Annotated in this window: 12 protein-coding genes; 6 read left to right on the top strand and 6 right to left on the bottom strand. The window is 70.3% G+C overall.

Annotated features, from left to right (window positions below; genetic code table 11):
* The first annotated feature begins 349 nt into the window (after positions 1 to 349).
* Together AB0K28_RS00565 and AB0K28_RS00560 are read left to right on the top strand one after the other, a co-directional pair.
* Positions 350 to 2,851, top strand: coding sequence for a DNA topoisomerase IV subunit A (locus AB0K28_RS00565; RefSeq protein WP_364363332.1), 2,502 nt, complete (start codon positions 350 to 352; stop codon positions 2,849 to 2,851).
* 128 nt (positions 2,852 to 2,979) lie between these two features.
* Entirely contained in the window at positions 2,980 to 6,030 is a 3,051-nt protein-coding gene (locus AB0K28_RS00560; RefSeq protein WP_364363329.1) for a glycoside hydrolase family 3 N-terminal domain-containing protein, read from the top strand.
* A gap of 315 nt (positions 6,031 to 6,345) precedes the next feature.
* Here AB0K28_RS00560 and AB0K28_RS00555 read toward each other — a convergent pair whose 3' ends face one another.
* Positions 6,346 to 6,717 carry a VOC family protein gene (locus tag AB0K28_RS00555; protein ID WP_364363327.1) on the bottom strand — a complete coding sequence of 124 codons (372 nt, stop codon included), beginning with the start codon at positions 6,715 to 6,717 and terminating at the stop codon, positions 6,346 to 6,348.
* A gap of 34 nt (positions 6,718 to 6,751) precedes the next feature.
* On the opposite strand from AB0K28_RS00555, the gene AB0K28_RS00550 reads away from it, so the two are divergent.
* Complete coding sequence (locus tag AB0K28_RS00550; protein ID WP_345387697.1) at positions 6,752 to 7,315, top strand: thioredoxin family protein; 564 nt, start codon at positions 6,752 to 6,754, stop codon at positions 7,313 to 7,315.
* 151 nt (positions 7,316 to 7,466) lie between these two features.
* On the opposite strand, the gene AB0K28_RS00545 is transcribed toward AB0K28_RS00550, so the two are convergent.
* Positions 7,467 to 7,784 carry a hypothetical protein gene (locus tag AB0K28_RS00545; RefSeq protein ID WP_355413133.1) on the bottom strand — a complete coding sequence of 106 codons (318 nt, stop codon included), beginning with the start codon at positions 7,782 to 7,784 and terminating at the stop codon, positions 7,467 to 7,469.
* A 138-nt stretch (positions 7,785 to 7,922) separates the two neighbouring features.
* Here AB0K28_RS00545 and AB0K28_RS00540 point away from each other — a divergent pair, with 138 nt between their 5' ends.
* Complete coding sequence (locus tag AB0K28_RS00540) at positions 7,923 to 8,417, top strand: carbonic anhydrase (RefSeq protein ID WP_364363322.1); 495 nt, start codon at positions 7,923 to 7,925, stop codon at positions 8,415 to 8,417.
* Between the two features lie 791 nt (positions 8,418 to 9,208).
* Here the strand turns inward: AB0K28_RS00540 and AB0K28_RS00535 are convergent.
* Entirely contained in the window at positions 9,209 to 11,275 is a 2,067-nt protein-coding gene (locus tag AB0K28_RS00535) for a DNA topoisomerase IV subunit B (protein WP_364363319.1), read from the bottom strand.
* A gap of 247 nt (positions 11,276 to 11,522) precedes the next feature.
* Here AB0K28_RS00535 and AB0K28_RS00530 point away from each other — a divergent pair, with 247 nt between their 5' ends.
* Entirely contained in the window at positions 11,523 to 11,753 is a 231-nt protein-coding gene (locus tag AB0K28_RS00530; protein WP_355413127.1) for a hypothetical protein, read from the top strand.
* Between the two features lie 424 nt (positions 11,754 to 12,177).
* On the opposite strand, the gene AB0K28_RS00525 is transcribed toward AB0K28_RS00530, so the two are convergent.
* Positions 12,178 to 12,879, bottom strand: a complete 702-nt coding sequence (locus AB0K28_RS00525) for a GNAT family N-acetyltransferase (RefSeq protein WP_364363316.1) — start codon at positions 12,877 to 12,879, stop codon at positions 12,178 to 12,180.
* Between the two features lie 65 nt (positions 12,880 to 12,944).
* Here AB0K28_RS00525 and AB0K28_RS00520 point away from each other — a divergent pair, with 65 nt between their 5' ends.
* Positions 12,945 to 13,679, top strand: a complete 735-nt coding sequence (locus AB0K28_RS00520) for a peroxide stress protein YaaA (RefSeq protein WP_364363313.1) — start codon at positions 12,945 to 12,947, stop codon at positions 13,677 to 13,679.
* A 119-nt stretch (positions 13,680 to 13,798) separates the two neighbouring features.
* Here the strand turns inward: AB0K28_RS00520 and AB0K28_RS00515 are convergent, their stop codons facing one another.
* Both AB0K28_RS00515 and AB0K28_RS00510 read right to left on the bottom strand, forming a co-directional pair.
* Positions 13,799 to 15,445: an RNA polymerase sigma factor gene (locus tag AB0K28_RS00515; protein ID WP_364363310.1), complete on the bottom strand. Its 1,647-nt coding sequence runs from the start codon at positions 15,443 to 15,445 to the stop codon at positions 13,799 to 13,801.
* Positions 15,446 to 15,687: 242 nt separating this feature from the next.
* The gene (locus AB0K28_RS00510) at positions 15,688 to 17,781 is read right to left on the bottom strand and encodes a SpoIIE family protein phosphatase (RefSeq protein WP_345387707.1); all 2,094 of its coding nucleotides are present in this window, start codon (positions 17,779 to 17,781) and stop codon (positions 15,688 to 15,690) included.
* Between the last annotated feature and the right edge of the window lie 41 nt (positions 17,782 to 17,822).

Here is a 17,822-nt window from a genome sequence, read left to right as displayed (position 1 = left end):
GCAATTGCTTGGTCAAGCCACTCGTCCCGCTCGAACAAGTCAGCGATAACTCGTACGGATCGAGTAGGATCTGAGCCTCGGCAGGATCCCTCCCAGGGCACCGGAAGCGTGAGCGACACCATGGATACGCCACAGAAGACCTGGCTCGTGCGATCATCTGCCATAGGCGAAGACGTCCCCACCCCTTCCGGTCGCGTGGCCGCGCCGGCTCGGGAGACGGGTCGCATCGCCGTCTCGCACGCCGATCTGACGCTTCTCCAGCGGGCTGACGGCTACCGTTAGAGCACAAGAACTGAAGGAGGATGCGCTTCCCCTCGGCGCGACGGCCGAGGCAGCCGCGCAGCATACGATGGCCCGACGCACGACAGCACCCCCGCCCGAGGACTTCGAGGAGCGGATCGTCGACATCGACGTCTCCTCCGAAATGCGCAGGAGCTATCTCGAGTACGCCTACTCGGTGATCTACCAGCGCGCGCTGCCCGACGCACGCGACGGGCTCAAGCCGGTCCAGCGGCGCATCCTCTACTCGATGAGCGAGATGGGCCTGCGGCCCGACCGCGGCCACGTCAAGTCCTCCCGCGTCGTCGGCGACGTCATGGGCAAGCTGCACCCCCACGGCGACGGCGCGATCTACGACGCCCTCGTCCGCCTGGCGCAGCCGTTCTCCATGCGCCTGCCGCTCGTCGACGGCCACGGCAACTTCGGCTCACCCGACGACCTGCCCGCCGCCATGCGTTACACCGAGGCCAGGCTGGCCCCGGCGGCGATGCTCATGGTCGAGTCGATCGACGAGGACACCGTCGACTTCAAGCCCAACTACGACGGCCAGGAGACCGAGCCGGTCGTCATGCCGTCGGCCTTCCCCAACCTGCTGGTCAACGGCACGAGCGGCATCGCCGTCGGCATGGCCACCAACATGGCGCCGCACAACCTCGTCGAGGTCGTGGCCGCCGCCCGCCACCTGATCAAGAAGCCCGACGCGACGCTCGACGAGCTGATGAGGTTCGTGCCGGGGCCCGACCTGCCGACGGGCGGGCAGATCATCGGGCTGCAGGGCGTGCGCGACGCCTACGAGACCGGGCGCGGCACGTTCCGCATGCGGGCCAAGTGCACGATCGAGCAGATCACGCCGCGGCGCAAGGGCATCGTCGTCACCGAGCTGCCGTACAACGTGGGTCCCGAGCGCGTGGTCGCCAAGATCAAAGAGCTCGTGACCAGCAAGAAGCTGCAGGGCATCGCCGACCTCAAAGACCTCACCGACCGCCACAAGGGCCTGCGGCTGGTCATCGAGATCAAGAACGGCTTCATCCCCGAGGCGGTCCTCGAAGAGCTCTACCGGCTCACGCCGATGGAGGAGACGTTCGGCATCAACAACGTCGCGCTGGTCGACGACGAGCCCCGCACGCTCGGGCTGCGCGAGCTGCTGCAGGTCTACGTCGACCACCGGCTCGAGGTCGTGCGCCGCCGCTCGGAGTTCCGCCGCCGCAAGCGCGAGGAGCGCCTGCACCTGGTCGACGGCCTCATCATCGCGCTGCTCAACATCGACGAGGTCATCCAGGTCATCCGGTCCAGCGACGACTCCGCCCAGGCGCGCACCCGCCTGATGGAGGTCTTCGACCTGACCGACATCCAGGCCGCCTACATCCTCGACACGCCGCTGCGCCGCCTGACCCGCTACGACAAGCTGGAGCTCGACCGGGAGAAGGAGACGCTGACCGACGAGATCGCGAAGCTGACCGAGATCCTCTCCTCCGACACCAAGCTGCGCCAGGTGGTCTCGGGTGAGCTGGCCGACGTCGCCAAGAAATACGGCACGCCACGCCGCACGGTCCTCCTGGAGTCGCCGGGCGTCACCCGCACTCCCGTGGTGGAGCTGCAGGTGGCCGACGACCCGTGTCTCGCGCTGCTGTCCTCGACCGGCCTGCTGGCCCGCACCTCCGACGCCTCGCCGCTGCCCGGCGAGGGCGAGCGGGCGGCCCACGACGTGCTGGTCAGCGTCGTACGCACGTCCGTACGCGGCGAGGTCGGCGTCGTCACCTCGCTGGGCCGGCTGATCCGGGTCCAGGTCGTCGACCTGCCCACGCTGCCGTCCACGGCCAATCCGCCGTCGCTGTCGGGCGGGCACCCGGTGTCCGAATACGTCTCGCTGGAGCCCGACGAGAAGGTGGTCGGCCTCGGCTCGCTCGATCCCGAGGGCCCGGGCCTGGCGCTCGGCACCGCTCAGGGCGTGGTGAAACGGGTGGTGCCCGACTATCCCGCCAACCGCGACGACTTCGAAGTGATCACGCTGAAGGACGGTGACCGCGTGGTGGGTGCGGTCGAGCTGGTGTCGGAGTCCCACGACCTGGTGTTCATCTCCTCCGACGCCCAGTTGCTGCGCTACCCCGCCTCGCTCGTACGCCCCCAGGGCCGGCCCGCGGGCGGCATGGCCGGCATCAGGCTCGACGACGGCGCCAGGGTGATCTGGTTCGGCGTGGTCGATCCGCAGGTTCCCGCCCGGGTGGTCACCATCGCGGGCTCCTCCACGGCGCTGCCCGGCACCCAGGTGGGCGGCGGCAAGATGTCCGACTACGCCGAGTTCCCCGCCAAGGGCCGGGCCACCGGCGGCGTACGCGCCCAGCGCTTCCTCAAGGGCGAGGACGAGCTGCTGCTGGCCTGGGCGGGCCCGGCGCCGGCCAAGGCGGTCTCTGCGGTGGGCAAGCCGGTGCCGCTGCCCGAGGAGCTGGGCCGCCGCGACGGCTCCGGCGTACGCCTGACCAACACGATCGGCGCCATCGGCGGCGCGCTCGCCTCCACGCCCGACGCCCTGCCGAGTGGCAGCGGAGGCCAGGCGCCCGCCGAGGACGAGTAGCGGGCAACGGGGGGCGCTCCCGCGTCCCCCGCGCCTGTCTCACTTCGGCCACCGCGATCCTGTTATGAAACACGTTCCGCCACCGATCCTCTGAGAGAGCGCTCTCAGTCTCCGGATCTGGAGGAAACGTGTCCCGACTCAAACCCCCGTTATGGGCGGCCCTCGTCCTCGCCGCCTCGCTCATCGTCGCCCCCGCCCCCGCGCAGGCCGCCGAGCCGCTGACCGTCACCGACTTCGAGTCCGACGGCGTGCCCGCCGGCGTGTACGCCTGGGGCAACGACACCGCCTCGACCCCGGCCCTGACCGTCGAGCCGGGCGCCGACCGTCCCGACGCGCCCGCGACGAACCGGGTGCTCACCTCCGCCTTCACCATCAGCCAGTGGGGCGGCTGGTCCCACGACCTGCCCGCCACCGCGGACTGGTCGGCGTACGAGGGCTTCTCCTTCCACGTCAAGGGCACCGGCTCGGGCCAGCGGGTCTTCTTCGAGCTGAAGGACGGCGGCGGCGGTCCCGGCACCGCCGAGCTGTTCGAGTCCTCCTTCACCGACGACGTCGCCGGCTGGCGCGAGGTGCGGGTGCCGTTCGCCGACTTCACCCGGCGTACCGACTACCAGCCGGGCGGCGCCCCCACCGACGGCGAGCTGGACCTCGTGGAGATCTGGGGCTACGCGATGCGCCTGCCCGTCGGGACGGGCACGTTCACCTGGGACGAGGTGCGCCTCTACGGCACCGCTCCCCCGCGCCCCGTCCGGCTGAGCGCCGACAGACCCGTCCTGCCGGTGGACGAGAAGGGCAGCGCCGAGCTGCGCGTCACCGTCACCACCGCCGACGGCGCACCCCTGCCCGCCGACCTGGCCGTGGACTACCGCACCGGTACGGGCACCGCCACCCCCGGCGCCGACTACACCCCCGTCCAGGGCACGCTGAGGTTCCCGGCCGGCACCGCGTCGGGCTCGGCCAAGACGATCACCGTCAGGACGCTGCCCGACCACCGGAACGAGGTGGCCGAGACCATCCCGATCGAGCTGTCCGGCGAGGGCGCCCGCCCGCCCGCCGAGCCGCCCGTCGTCGTCATCAACGCCCACGGCCTGCCCTACCTCGACGCCCGCAAGCCGATCAAACAGCGCGTCGCCGATCTGCTCGCCAGGATGACGCTGGAGGAGAAGGCCGGGCAGATGACCCAGGCCGAACGCGGGGCCCTCGCCAAGCAGAGCGACATCGCGGCGTACCGGCTCGGCTCCCTGCTGTCCGGCGGCGGCTCGACGCCCCCGCAGAACACCCCGCAGGCGTGGGCCGACATGATCGACGCCTTCCAGCTGCAGACCCGGCAGACCCGCCTGCAGGTGCCGCTCATCTACGGCGTGGACGCCGTGCACGGCCACAACAACGTGGTCGGCGCCACGATCTTCCCGCACAACGCCGGGCTCGGCGCCGCCCGCGACCCGCGCCTGGTCGAGCAGGCCGCCGCGATCACCGCCAAGGAGGTCAAGGCCACCGGCATCCCCTGGAACTTCGCCCCCTGCCTGTGCGTCTCCCGCGACGACCGGTGGGGCCGCGCGTACGAGTCGTTCGGCGAGGACCCGGCGCTGGTCACCCGCATGGCCACCGTCGTGGACGGCCTGCAGGACCACGGCGTGCTGGCCACCGCCAAGCACTACGTCGGCGACGGCGGCACCGCGTTCGGCTCGTCCACGACCGGCGACTACACCATCGACCAGGGCGTCACCACGACCACCCGCGAGGAGCTGGCCGCGATCCACCTGGCGCCGTTCAAGGAGGCGGTGAAACGCGGCGTCGCCACCGTGATGCCGTCGTTCTCCAGCGTGGACTTCGGTGACGGGCCGCTCAAGATGCACGCCCACGACGAGCTGATCAACGGGACGCTCAAGGGCGAGCTCGGGTTCAAGGGGTTCGTGATCAGCGACTGGCAGGCCATCGACCAGATCCCCGGCGACTATCCGTCCGACGTGCGCACCTCGGTCAACGCCGGGCTCGACATGATCATGGTGCCGTACGCCTACCCCGAGTTCACCGGCACGCTGAAGGCCGAGGTGGAGGCCGGACGGGTGCCCATGTCGCGGATCGACGACGCCGTCGGCAGGATCCTCACCCAGAAGTTCCGGCTCGGCCTGTTCGAACGCCCCTACGCCGACCGCTCCCGCCTGCGCGACGTCGGCTCGCCCGCGCACCGCGCGGTCGCCCGCAAGGCCGCCGCGAAGTCGCAGGTGCTGCTGAAGAACGACGGCGGGCTGCTGCCGCTGCGCCGTAACGCGAAGGTGTACGTGGCCGGCTCCAACGCCGACGACATCGGCAACCAGAGCGGCGGCTGGACCATCACCTGGCAGGGCTCCTCAGGGCCCATCACGCCCGGCACGACCATCCTCGAGGCCGTCCGCTCGCGTGCCGCCTCCGTCACCTACTCCCGCGACGCCTCCGCCGGCCTCGCCGGGCACGACGTGGGCGTGGTCGTCGTGGGCGAGACGCCGTACGCCGAGGGGCAGGGCGACGTCGGCCGCGCCGGCCGCACGCTCGACCTGCCGGCCGCCGACCGGGCCGCCGTGGACAAGGTGTGCGGGGCCATGAAGTGCGTCGTCCTCGTCGTGTCCGGCCGGCCGCTGCTGCTCGGCGACCTGTCGGGCGTCGAGGCGGTCGTCGCGTCGTGGCTGCCCGGCACCGAGGGCGACGGGGTCGCCGACCCGCTGTTCGGCGCGGTCCCCTACACGGGGCGGCTGCCGTTCACCTGGTTCAGGAGCGTCGCGCAGCTGCCGATCAACGTGGGTGACGCGTCGTACGATCCGCTGTTCCCGTACGGGTGGGGGCTGCGTACCGACCGGGCCCGCGACCGGCTCAAGGACGCCCGCGACCGGCTCGCGCGCGGAGACGTCGCGTCCGGGGCGGCCGCGCTGACGCTCTCGGCCACCCTGTCCAGCCGGAACTGGAACGCCGACGGCTCGGTCCGCGACCAGCGAAAGGTGCTGGACGGACTGGCGGCCACCGCCACCCTGCTCGACCGCTCGAAGAACGAGCCGTACGAGGCGGCCGACGCCGTGGTCTCGGTAGCCCGCGACCTGGCCCAGAAGTCCGGAAAACGCCCGGACCTCCAGGCACTGGCCGACCACGAACTGGCGTCAGGCAACATCCGCAAGGCAGTGGACCTCCTGACCCAAGCGATCCGTTGACCCTTCAGGCCCCCGGCCGGGGGCCTGAAGCTCATCGAGACGTGACGCCTCTTGGCTCCGTGGAGACGTCGGCATCGGCCACGACCAGTCGAAGCCGGCGACGCGTGCGGAGACGTCAGCATGGTCACCACGAGGTCGCGGGCCATCTCCTCGGCCTCGCTCACTGTTGCTTCTTCTCCTTCACGGCGTCCTGACACGATTCGGGGCTGACCCCGCGGAGTGCGGGGTCAGCCCCTCATCCGGGCCGGGAGCAGTCCCCTTCGCCCGGCCCGGGCTTCGATGCCGCGGGGTCGGTCGCGGCCCTGGGCGGTGTGGTCAGTCGTGGCAGAGGCAGAACGGGTGGCCGGCCGGGTCGAGGAAGACGCGGAAGGAATCGTTCTCGCTGGGCTGGTGCTCGTGCTTGCGGGCGCCGAGCTTGAGCACCTGGCGCTCGGCCTCGTCCATGTCGGACACCGTCACGTCGATGTGCATCTGCTGCGGGCGCTCGGCGCTCGGCCAGTCGGGCGGCTGGTGGTCAGGGACGAGCTGGAAGGCCAGCCGGTCGGGCGAGCCGCCGTTCGTGACCACCACCCAGTCGTCCTCGACCGAGGTGATCGGCCAGCCCAGCAGCTGCGAGTAGAACTCCGCCAGTCCCTTGGGATCCCGGCAATCGATGACGGTGGTTCGGAAAACGGCTATGCCGCCCATCCTGTTAAGCCTCTCCGTGACGACAATGGGTGTCATGGCTGCCAACTCGTTCATGGTTCCGCTCGGCACTCCCGCACCCGCCTTCGACCTGACCGCCATCGACGGCGGCAGCGTGTCGCTGGGTGACCTCGAGGGGTCGCCCGCCACCCTCGTGATCTTCCTGTCGAACCACTGCCCGTACGTACGGCGGATCGAGGACGGCCTCGCCGCCCTGGCCAAGGACTACGGCGCGAGGTTGTCGATCGTCGCCATCTGCAGCAACGACAGCGTGACCTACCCCGATGACGACCCGACACACCTCGCCGAGCAGGCGGCACGGGCGGGGTTCACGTTCCCGTACCTGCTGGACGACACCCAGGAGGTGGCCAAGGCCTTCCGCGCGGCCTGCACGCCCGACTTCTTCCTGTACGACGGGCGGCTCCGGCTGGCGTACCGGGGCGAGTTCGACGGGGCGCGGCCGGGGAACCACGGGCCCGTGACAGGCGCGTCGCTGCGCGCGGCCATCGACGCGGTGCTGGCGGACGAGCCGGTGCCGCAGGATCAGCGGCCGTCGATCGGCTGCGGCATCAAGTGGCGGCCGGGCAACGAGCCCGCCTGATCGCACGCGGGACGGCGGGCCCTCGCCCGAGCGGCCCGCCTGACCCGAGCGGCCCGCCTGACCCGAGCAGGCTGCCTGACCCATGCCTGGGCAGCGGCCTGTTCAGAGCCTGGATCAGGGCACAAGCCCGACGCCGGTGGGCCCCTTCCGGTCAGGAGGTGGCGGCGGCGATCGCGGCGGGGAGGGCGAGGAGCAGGTCGTGGGGCTCCCCGCCCTGCCAGTGCCGGATCAGCGCGGTGCCGGCCTCCCCCGGATCGAACTCCTCGCACCCCAGCGGGCCGAAGCAGCCGGCCTGGTCGAGCATGAGGATGAGGGGATCGTCGTCGGGCAGGGCGGCCGCGTACGCGGCGGCGTCGAGGAGCGCGAGCGCGCATCTGGCGTTTCGCCCCTCGTCCCTGGACTCCACGCGGTCGAGGCGACGCCGGGCTTGCGCACGGAGGTACTCGGCGAGCGATTCTGACCTACTCACGACAACCTTCTTCGATCACGTACGTACGGCTACGACATCATCACTCAAGGTGATGCTCTCTTGTGGGACGTTTGCCAACTACGGCCAGTCGGGCCCCCCGCGAACATGACTTTTGCGGGGTGGGGGATTATTTGAGGCATGAGTGCGTTCGACGACCTGTATGCCGCCAACGCGACGTTCGCCAAGGAGTTCGGCACCTCCGAGCTGACCGGCCGCGCGGCCCGTGGTCTGGCGGTGGTGACCTGCATGGACTCCCGCATCGACCCCCTCGGCCTGCTGGGGCTCAAACCCGGCGACGCCAAGATTCTGCGGAACGCGGGCGCCCGCGTAACGGATGACGTCCTGCGTACTTTGGTGCTGGCCGTTTACCTGCTCGGCGTGGAGCGGGTGCTCGTCATGGCCCACACGGACTGCGGCATGTCGAAGGTGACGGACGAGGACGTACACGACCTCACCGAGGCCCACGGGGTGGACACCCGCATGCTGGACTTCCACACCGTCCCCGACCAGGCCGCGGCCATGCGCCACGACCTCACCCGGATCCGCAGCACCCCGTTCCTGCCCCCGGGCATGCCGGTGGCCGGCGCCCTCTACGACGTCCACACCGGCCTGCTGTCCCCCTACCCGGACTGACGAGCACGCCGCCCCCTTACTCGCGCCCACCCACCCCTCGCTGCGGCACCGACCCGCCGCAGCGAGGCTTTTCGTGTCCGACGCACCACCCACCTCTCCGCCGGACACGCTGAAGGGCACTCAGACGGCCTCAGCGCCCGAATGACGCGCCGAGACGATCAAGGGGCACAAGGGGGCCATGAAAGGGCTTCCGCAGGCCCAGAAAGCCGCACAGAGCCGCTGAGCCCTCGCCAGTCCCTCCAGACCCTTCCGTTCAAGCCCGCGCGACGCGTAATCGGGCGCACAGGCGCCTCATCGGAACAGCGGAACCAACCAGGCGCCCCATGACGCGCCGATGCGAACACCCCCTCGGACGCGAAGGAGGCGAACGCCAAGGACCCCTCGCACACGTTCACGATGACCTTCCGCGGTCGCCGTACCGCCATGACCGCCGAAACCGCGCTCACGCGCGCCCAGGCGAGCGGGGAACACGCGCCGGCACACAGGCAAGGCCGACGGATCCCGCGCTCACAAGCGAGGCCAGCGGACCGCGCCTGAGCCAGCGCGCCGCTCACCCACCCGAACCAGTACCGCCGCACACTCATCGCTGGCCGACGCGCCACTACCGCGTCTCGGGCCAGCGCGCCGCTCACCCACCTCAGGCCAATACCGCCGCTCGCCCCCCGCAGGTCAGCGTGCCGCTTGTCCGTCTCGGGCCGGCCCGCCCCCCGCTCACACGCCGCGGGCGCGCAAGCGGCCCGGCCGCCGTATCGCCCATGGGCGGTCGGGGGTCGGGCCGGAAGGGTGGCGAGTCAGGCGTCGATGTGGTCGCGGTCGACTTCGGCGGCGCTGTTGACGATGAACTCGCGGCGCGGCGCGACCTCGCTGCCCATCAGCAGGTTGAAGATGTGCTCGGCCGCCTCGGCGTCCTCGATGCGGACGCGGCGCAGGATGCGGTGGCGCGGGTCCATGGTGGTCTCGGCCAGCTGGTCGGCGTCCATCTCGCCCAGACCTTTGTAGCGCTGCACCGGGTCCTTCCACCGCTTGCCGCGCCGCTCCAGGTCGCGCAGCACCTTCTGCAGCTCGGCGTCGGAGTAGCAGTAGATGTACTTGTCCTTGCCGCGCCCCGGGTTGCTCAGCTCGATGCGGTGCAGCGGCGGCACCGCGGCGAACACCCGCCCGGCCTCGACCATCGGCCGCATGTAGCGGTGGAAGAGGGTCAGCAGCAGGCAGCGGATGTGGGCGCCGTCGACGTCGGCGTCGGCCATGAGGATGACCTTGCCGTAGCGGGCGGAGTCGATGTCGAACGTGCGGCCCGACCCGGCCCCGACCACCTGGATGATGGCGGCGCACTCGGCGTTCTTGAGCATGTCGCTCACGGACGCCTTCTGGACGTTGAGGATCTTGCCCCGGATCGGCAGCAGCGCCTGGAACTCGGAGTCGCGGGCCAGCTTGGCGGTGCCGAGCGCCGAGTCGCCCTCGACGATGAAAAGCTCGCTGCGGTCGACGGCGTCGCTGCGGCAGTCGACCAGCTTGGCCGGCAGCGCGGAGTTTTCCAGCGCGCTCTTGCGGCGCTGGTTGTCGCGGTGCTCGCGGGCCGCGATGCGGGCCTTGGCCGCGGCGACGATCTTCTCCAGCACCGCCCTCAGCGGCTGCTTGTAGCCGCGCGGCGGGTTGGTGAACAGCTCTTTGAGCTCGCGCGAGACCACGTGGGAGACGATGCGGGTGGCGGCGGAGGTGCCGAGCACCTCCTTGGTCTGTCCCTCGAACTGCGGCTCTGGCACCCGGACCGTGACCACGCCGGTCAGGCCCTCGGAGATGTCGTCCTTGGTGACGGGGTCGTCGCCGTTCTTCAGCAGGCGGGTCTCGCGCAGCAGCTCGTTGACCGTACGGACGAGGCCGCGCTCGAAACCGGTGATGTGGGTGCCGCCCTTGGGCGTGGCGATGACGTTGACGAACGAGCGCACGGTGGACTCGTAGCCCTTGCCCCAGCGGACCGCCACGTCGACCGTCAGCTCGCGCTGGACCTCGGTGGGCGTCATGTGGCCCTGGTCGTCGAGGACCGGCACGGTCTCGTGGAAGTGGCCGACGCCCTGCAGGCGCAGCACGTCGCAGATCGCCTCGTCGCGGGCCAAGAACTCGGTGAACTCGGAGATGCCGCCGTCGAAGCGGAACTCCTCCTCCAGGCGCTCCTCGTGCCGGCTGTCGTAGACGGCCAGGGTCAGGCCGGGGACCAGGAACGCGGTCTGCCGCAGGCGTACGTGGATCTCGTCGAGCGAGACCTCGGCGTCGGGGAGGAAGATCTGCTTGTCGGCCCAGAAGCGCACGCGGGTGCCCGAGACGTTCTTCGGGATCTTGTCGCCGATGCGCAGGCCGGACTTCTTCTTGAACTTGGCGGTGGGCCCATCGCCGTCGAAGATGCCGGGGACCCCGCGCCTGAAGCTGATCTCGTGGACCACCCCGTCACGGTCGACCTCGACGTCGACGCGCGCCGACAGGGCGTTGACCACGGAGGCGCCCACGCCGTGCAGGCCGCCGGAGGCGCCGTAGGAGCCGCCGCCGAACTTGCCGCCCGCGTGGAGCTTGGTGTAGACGAGCTCGACGCCGGCCAGGCCACTCTTGGGCTCGATGTCGACGGGGATGCCGCGGCCGTTGTCGCGCACCTCGATGGAGCCGTCGGCGTAGAGCTCGACCTCGATGCGGTCACAGTGGCCCGCCAGCGCCTCGTCGACGCCGTTGTCCACGATCTCCCAGAGGCAGTGCATGAGCCCGCGACTGTCGGTGGACCCGATGTACATGCCCGGGCGCTTGCGGACGGCCTCAAGACCCTCAAGCACCGACAGGTGACGAGCCGTGTAACCCGCCTCCACTAGCGTCACTCCAGCTCCCCTGTTCTAGTCATCGAACACGTGTGCGTAGCCTACCGTTCTTCCCGTACGCGCGCGTACAAGCTTGCCATGGTCGCTCGTTTGCCGTTACCAACCGGCTGATCGTCATTACTTCCGGACACATTCCGCTCTGGGCGTAGAGAGGGGGCGGTTGGGAACGTCCACGTCCGGTTAGATGTTGTTCCAAGTGACTGACGCCAGATCCTCGCTTCGGCGGGGGTGACCCGAAAGGCGATACGTGACTGGAGCTCTCGCCCCCGTTAAGCCGCTGACGGCCCTCGACCGCTGCGACCGCTGCGGTGCCCAGGCCTACATTCGCGCGACCCTGCCTGTGGGTGGGGAGCTGCTGTTCTGCGCCCACCACGGGCGTCAGCACATCGCAGCGTTGCGTGAAAAGGGCGCCGACATCCTGGACGAGTCGGCTCGGCTCAGCGAAACCCCTGCAACCGCCCCCAGCGATGAGCGCTGATCACAGCGTTCATCGTGTGAGATAACCACATATTGCGAAACGCATGACGGCGACTCCGGGTCCACCCGGAGTCGCCGTCGTGCTTTCACCTGCTCGCGGTGAGAGGCCGCCCCAGACTCCTACCGCACGGGCGGCGGCTCGGGCAGGACGAGCGACGAATGAACCGGATTCCCCTCAGCGGGCGGCATCTCACTGAGACTGCCCAGCCTCTCGTCGCGCAGCCTCAGCGCCTGGGCCGTGGTCGGCATGAGGGTGGCGCGCCCGTGCCCACCAGGTCCTGGTTCGCGGTGACGAAGCCACGGGCGTCGCGCTCGTACGCGGCGAAGCCCGGTAGGGGCGCATCTCCCACCTCCGCCGGCCGGTCCCTTGAGGGCGAAGGCTGAAGGGACGGTGGCCGCCGTGGCGACACACCGGGGGGTGCGGGTCAGAGGGGGGCGGCGCGGTAGTGGTAGCGGCCGGTCGCCGTGAAACCCTCGCTTCGGTAGAGGGACTGGGCGCCCGCGTTCTGAGCCGTCACCACCAGATACGCCTCGCCGCCGCCCGCATGGGCGACCAGTGCCCGCAGCACCGTCCTGGCCAGTCCCCTGCGCCGGGCCCCGGGCAGCGTGGCCATGCAGTAGACCCCGAGCGTGTCCCCCTGCGGGACGGCCCGGCCGACGGCCAATGCCCGGCCGCCCTCCTCGTACGCCGCGTACAGGGCCGGCACGCCGGTGCAGATCCGCTCGGCCACGGCGAGCCCGTCGGCGTAGCGGCCGTCCACGGCCCACCAGGTCTCCAGCCAGCCCGGCCAGGGCCGCTCCTCGACCCTGATCTCGGGGGCGGGCTCGCCCTTGGGCGTCCCCGACATGACGACCGTGGGATCGACCACCTCGTATCCCCGGCGTCCGAGCTCCTCGTCCAGCCCCGGCATGGTGCCGGGGCCCATGGAGAAGAAGCATCGCCGCCCCCGCTCCCGGTAGAAGTCCTCAGCCGCCGAGATCGCCCGGTCGAGGTCGGACGGCCGGTCGAGCGCCAGCACGGAATTGGCTCTCTTGGTGACCCCGCCGGCGTGTCGCAGCAGCCATCCGTCGTACGCCCGCACCTCGAAAGCGGGCCATGCCTCATGAACGAGCAGGTCGACATCCACCCGCGCAGCCTAGCGACCCGGGCCTGGGAAAGGGCCACTGGCCAGGGCCAATAGGGTAGAGGACTGTGCTGATCCTGTTGCCGCCGTCCGAAGGCAAGGCGTCGGAGGGTGACGGCCCACCCGTGGGCGAGCTGTCCTTCCCCTCCCTCGGCAAGTCCCGCAAGCGGGTGCTGACCGCGCTCGTCCGGGCCTCCAAACGCCGCGACGCCCTCGACGTGCTGGGCCTGACGCCGGGCCTCGCGGGTGAGCTGGCCAAGAACACCGCGCTGGCGACCGCGCCCACCCTGCCCGCCGCCGCCCTCTACACCGGCGTCCTGTACGACAACCTCGGCCTGGCGGCCCTGGACGCGGAGGCGCTCGCTCGGGCCGAGGAGTCCGTACTGATCTTCTCCGGGCTCTGGGGCGTGGTGCGGATCACCGACCGCATCCCGCCCTACCGCCTGTCCATGGGCGTCAACCTGCCGCCGGTCGGCGGTCTGGCGGCCTTCTGGCGTCCGGTGATCTCCAAGGAGCTCGACCGGCTGCCGGGGCTGGTGGTGGATCTCCGCTCGGCCACGTACGCGGGTGCCTGGCAGCCGGGGTCACGCTCGGTGACGGTACGCGTGTTCCGCGACGGCAAGGTCGTCAGCCACATGGCGAAGGCCACCCGCGGCGAGATCGCCCGCGCCCTGCTCCACCAGCCGACCCAGCCGGCCACGCCTGAGGAGCTGGTCAAGACCCTCGACTCCCTCGGCTACACCACCCAGCTCACCGCTCCCCCGAACTCCAAGCGCCCCTGGGTGCTGGACATTCACCTGTGAAAAGTTGGAACCCCAGGAACACCTGAGGTCACCGAAGAAGCCGAAACGCCCCGCCGGAACTCCGGCGGGGCGTTTCGCACAACGAGGTGAGCCCCAGCGAACCAGGGCCCTGATGCGGGTCAGTCCAGGTAGTCGCGCAGGACCTGGGACCGCGACGGGTGGCGCAGCTTCGACATGGTCTTGGACTCGATCTGGCGGATGCGCTCACGGGTGACCCCGTAAACCTTGCCGATCTCGTCCAGCGTCTTGGGCTGGCCGTCCGTGAGGCCGAAGCGCATGGACACGACGCCCGCCTCCCGCTCCGACAACGTGTCGAGAACGGAGTGCAGCTGCTCCTGCAGCAGCGTGAAGCTGACGGCGTCGGCCGGCACGATGGCCTCGGAGTCCTCGATGAGGTCACCGAACTCGCTGTCGCCCTCCTCGCCCAGCGGGGTGTGGAGGGAGATGGGCTCGCGGCCGTACTTCTGGACCTCGACGACCTTCTCGGGCGTCATGTCCAGCTCGCGGGCCAGCTCTTCCGGCGTGGGCTCGCGGCCGAGGTCCTGCAGCATCTGCCGCTGGACGCGGGCCAGCTTGTTGATCACTTCGACCATGTGGACCGGGATGCGGATGGTCCGCGCCTGGTCGGCCATGGCACGCGTGATCGCCTGCCGGATCCACCACGTGGCGTAGGTGGAGAACTTGTAGCCCTTGGTGTAGTCGAACTTCTCGACGGCCCTGATGAGGCCCAGGTTGCCTTCCTGGATCAGGTCGAGGAACAGCATGCCGCGCCCGGTGTAGCGCTTGGCCAGCGAGACCACGAGCCGGAGGTTGGCCTCCAGCAGGTGGTTCTTGGCGCGGCGGCCGTCTTCGGCGATCCACTCAAGCTCGGCCTTGACGTCGACGGGAAGCCCATCGGTCTCGGCACCGCCCAGCTGCTCCTCGGCGAACAGGCCGGCCTCGATGCGCTTGGCCAGCTCGACCTCCTGCTCGGCGTTGAGCAGGGGGACCTTGCCGATCTGCTTGAGGTAGTCCTTGACCGGGTCGGCGGTGGCGCCGGCGGCGGCCACCTGGGCGACCGGGGCGTCATCGTCGTCGTCGGAGAGGATGAGGACTTCTTCCTCGCTCTTCTCCACGGCGACCTCAGCGGGCTTCGGTTCGTCGTCGGACTCGGTGTCGTCGTCGGACTCGCCCTCGGAGTCGCCCTCGGCCACGATCTCGTCGTCGTCGACGTCGATGTCCTCGAGCTCGTCGAGCACTACGTCGCCGTCGAGCTCGATGTCCTCGTCGTCGTCGGCGTCGCGCGCGGCGTCGGGCCCCTTGGGCTTGGTCTCGGCAGGCCCAGCGTTCTTCGGCTCGGCCTTCTTGGCGGCGGCGGATGCCGCGGCCTTCTTCGCCGCCGGAGCGGCCTTCTTGGCAGGGGCCGCCTTCTTGGCGGCCGGCTCGGCTTCAGCGGTGCCCACGACCGCGGTCACGGTCTCGGGCTGCTGCTCTTTGGCGGCCGCCGCCGTCTTGGTCTTGACGGGGGCGGCGGTGCGGCGCTTTGCTGGACGAGACTTCTTCGGCGCAGCCGAATCCGCGGCGGTCACCACCACGGTCACGCCCTCTTTGCTGAGGTTCCGCAAGAACGCGGCGGCGTGCGACATGGGGATGTCCGCCTCCTCGAAGGCCTGACGGACATCCTCAGACTCGAGGAAACCCTGCGAGCGCCCACGCTCGAGCAGTCGCTGAATGACGGGCTCGTTCAGCTCTTGTGGCTTCGAGCGAGTCGAACTTGCAGGCGACACGAACACCTCTCGAACGAACGCGTGGCGACAATGGACCCAGATGCCCGCTGGGGGGCTGTTGCCTCTCTCGGAGATCGGTGAGGCCGTGCGGACCGCGACGGACCTGCACAGCATTGTGGCACGACCCCGCGATCCATACGGCCACCTCCCGGCGGTTGACCTCCACCCTAGGCCGACCAAGACAGTAGTGCGTACGTAAGCGGGGCACTGATACCCGAAAGCAACCGTTATGACTGTTTCATTCAGTCACTCTTCGTGGCTGGTGGGACGTGGATTGCGAGCGCGGTAACGTCATCATCCTGTTCATATCCAGACAACATCCGGTCAACCAGGAAGTCCAGCAACATGTGCGGACTACTCACCACCTCAGGCGGCGCTTCGGTCACAACACTGCAAAGCTCTGCGAGCCCGGCATCCAGTCCGCGCTTCCTGTTCTCGACGAGACCGTCGGAGTAGAGCACGGCGGTATGGCCGGGCGGCACCACGAACCTGAACTGCCTCCGGCTGGTCGGCCAGCCTAGCGGAGTGCCGGGCTCCGCGTCGCACAGGATCGCCGTGCCCTGCGGAGAGACCAGGACGGGTGGCGGGTGTCCCGCCATGGCCAGCGTGCCCTCTCCGGTGACGGGCTCGACCACCATGTACGCCAGCGTCGTGACCTGCTCCTCTTCCTCGGTCGCGTCGAAGACGCGGTCGAGACCGGTGAGCACGGCCGCGGGCGGCGGGTTGGTCAGCGCCAGCGCCCGCATGGCGTTGCGGATGCGGCCCATGCCGGCCGCGGCCTTGACGCCCTTGCCCATGACGTCGCCGACGACCGCCGCGACCCGCCCGTCCTGCAGCTCGAACGCGTCGTACCAGTCGCCGCCGACCTGGACGTGGCGGCTGCCCGAGCGGAAGCGCTGGGCCAGCACCAGGCCCTTGATCACCGGCAGGCGGTCAGGGAGCAGGCTGCGCTGCAGCGTCTCGGCGGTGCGGTGCTCGCGCTCGAACAGGGTGGCCCGCTCGACGGCGAGCGCGCACTGACCGGCCAGCGCCTCCAGGAAGACGCCGTCCTCCTGGGAGATCTTCTGTGGCCTGGTGAAGGAGAAGCGCAGGGCGCCGAGCGCGCGGCCGGCGGCCAGCAGCGGCAGGCCCACCCAGGCCCGCTCGTCGCCGCGGGCGATGAACTGGGCCAGCACCTCCTCGTCGCCACCGGCCTCGAGGAGCTGGGCCTTCAGCGACTCGGGTGACTCGGCGAAGACCGGGCGGCGGCTGTTGACCGCCATGGTCATCACGTTGGAGTGGGACAGCGGGATCTCGTCGCCGGTGGCCCCTGACGCCTCGAGGATGCCCTCGCCGTTGATCAGCTTGAGTGCGGCGCGGTCGGTGTCGAGCAGCGCGACGGCGGAGCGGTCGGCGGCGAGCGCGGTGCGGCCCACGTCGATGATGACCTGAACGACCTGCTCGACCGTCAGCGCCTCCGCCAGCATGGCCGTGGCGCCCTGGAGGCGCGCGGTGCGCAGGGCGGCGGCGCCGAGCTGGTCGGTCAGCCTGCCGCGCATCTCCTCGGCCTCGCGCTGCGGCGTGACGTCGGTGTTGGCGCCGACCCACTCCACCACCCTGCCGTGGCGGATGATCGGCACGGCCCGCACCTCGAAGTGGCGGTAGCCGCTCGCCCGGGTGCGCACCCGGTAGTTCCACTCGAACATGGTGCGGCCGCGCAGCGCCTCGCGCCACGCCTCCTCGGTCTGCTGCCGCTCCTCGGGGTGGACGACCTCCAGCCAGCCGTTGGCGAGGTATTCCTCCAGGCCCTGGCCGGTGATGGCGCGCCACTGCGGGGCGTCCTCGACCACGGCGCCGGTGGGCGAGGTGATCCAGACGAGCTGGGACTGCGCCTCGACCAGCGAGCGGTAGCGCTCCTCGCTGCGGCGCAGCGCCTCCTCGGTCTGGCGGCTCTCGGTGACGTCGAGCCCGACCAGGGCGATCGCGCGCAGCTCGCCGGCGTCGTCGTGGACCGGCGAGAAGGACAGCGACCAGTGGCGCGTGTCGCCCTCGGCGGAGCGCACGCGGACGCGGCCCTCGGTGACCGGCGCGTCACCCTCGATGACCGCCTGCACGGCGTGCGTGATGATCTGGCTGAGGTCGGCGGACAGCACCTCGACCGGCTGCCTGCCGATCATGCGGTCGGCGGGCACGTTGACGACGTCGCTGAAGACGTCGTTGACCCGCTGGATGCGGCTGTCGGCGTCGAAGAACGCGAAGGCGAACTCGGCCTCCGACAACATGCCCTTGAAGAGGGCGGAGTCTGAGATGTCCACATCCGACTCCCGGGGACGGGGAACGGAGGTCTCGGCGCTCATGGTCCGCACCTCCGTCGCGTGCCAGGGTCTCCCACGCGGCA

The organism is Nonomuraea sp. NPDC049504 (assembly GCF_040676845.1).
In the GTDB taxonomy this organism is placed as follows: domain Bacteria; phylum Actinomycetota; class Actinomycetes; order Streptosporangiales; family Streptosporangiaceae; genus Nonomuraea; species Nonomuraea salmonea.
This window is presented reverse-complemented; position numbering and strand designations above follow the sequence as displayed.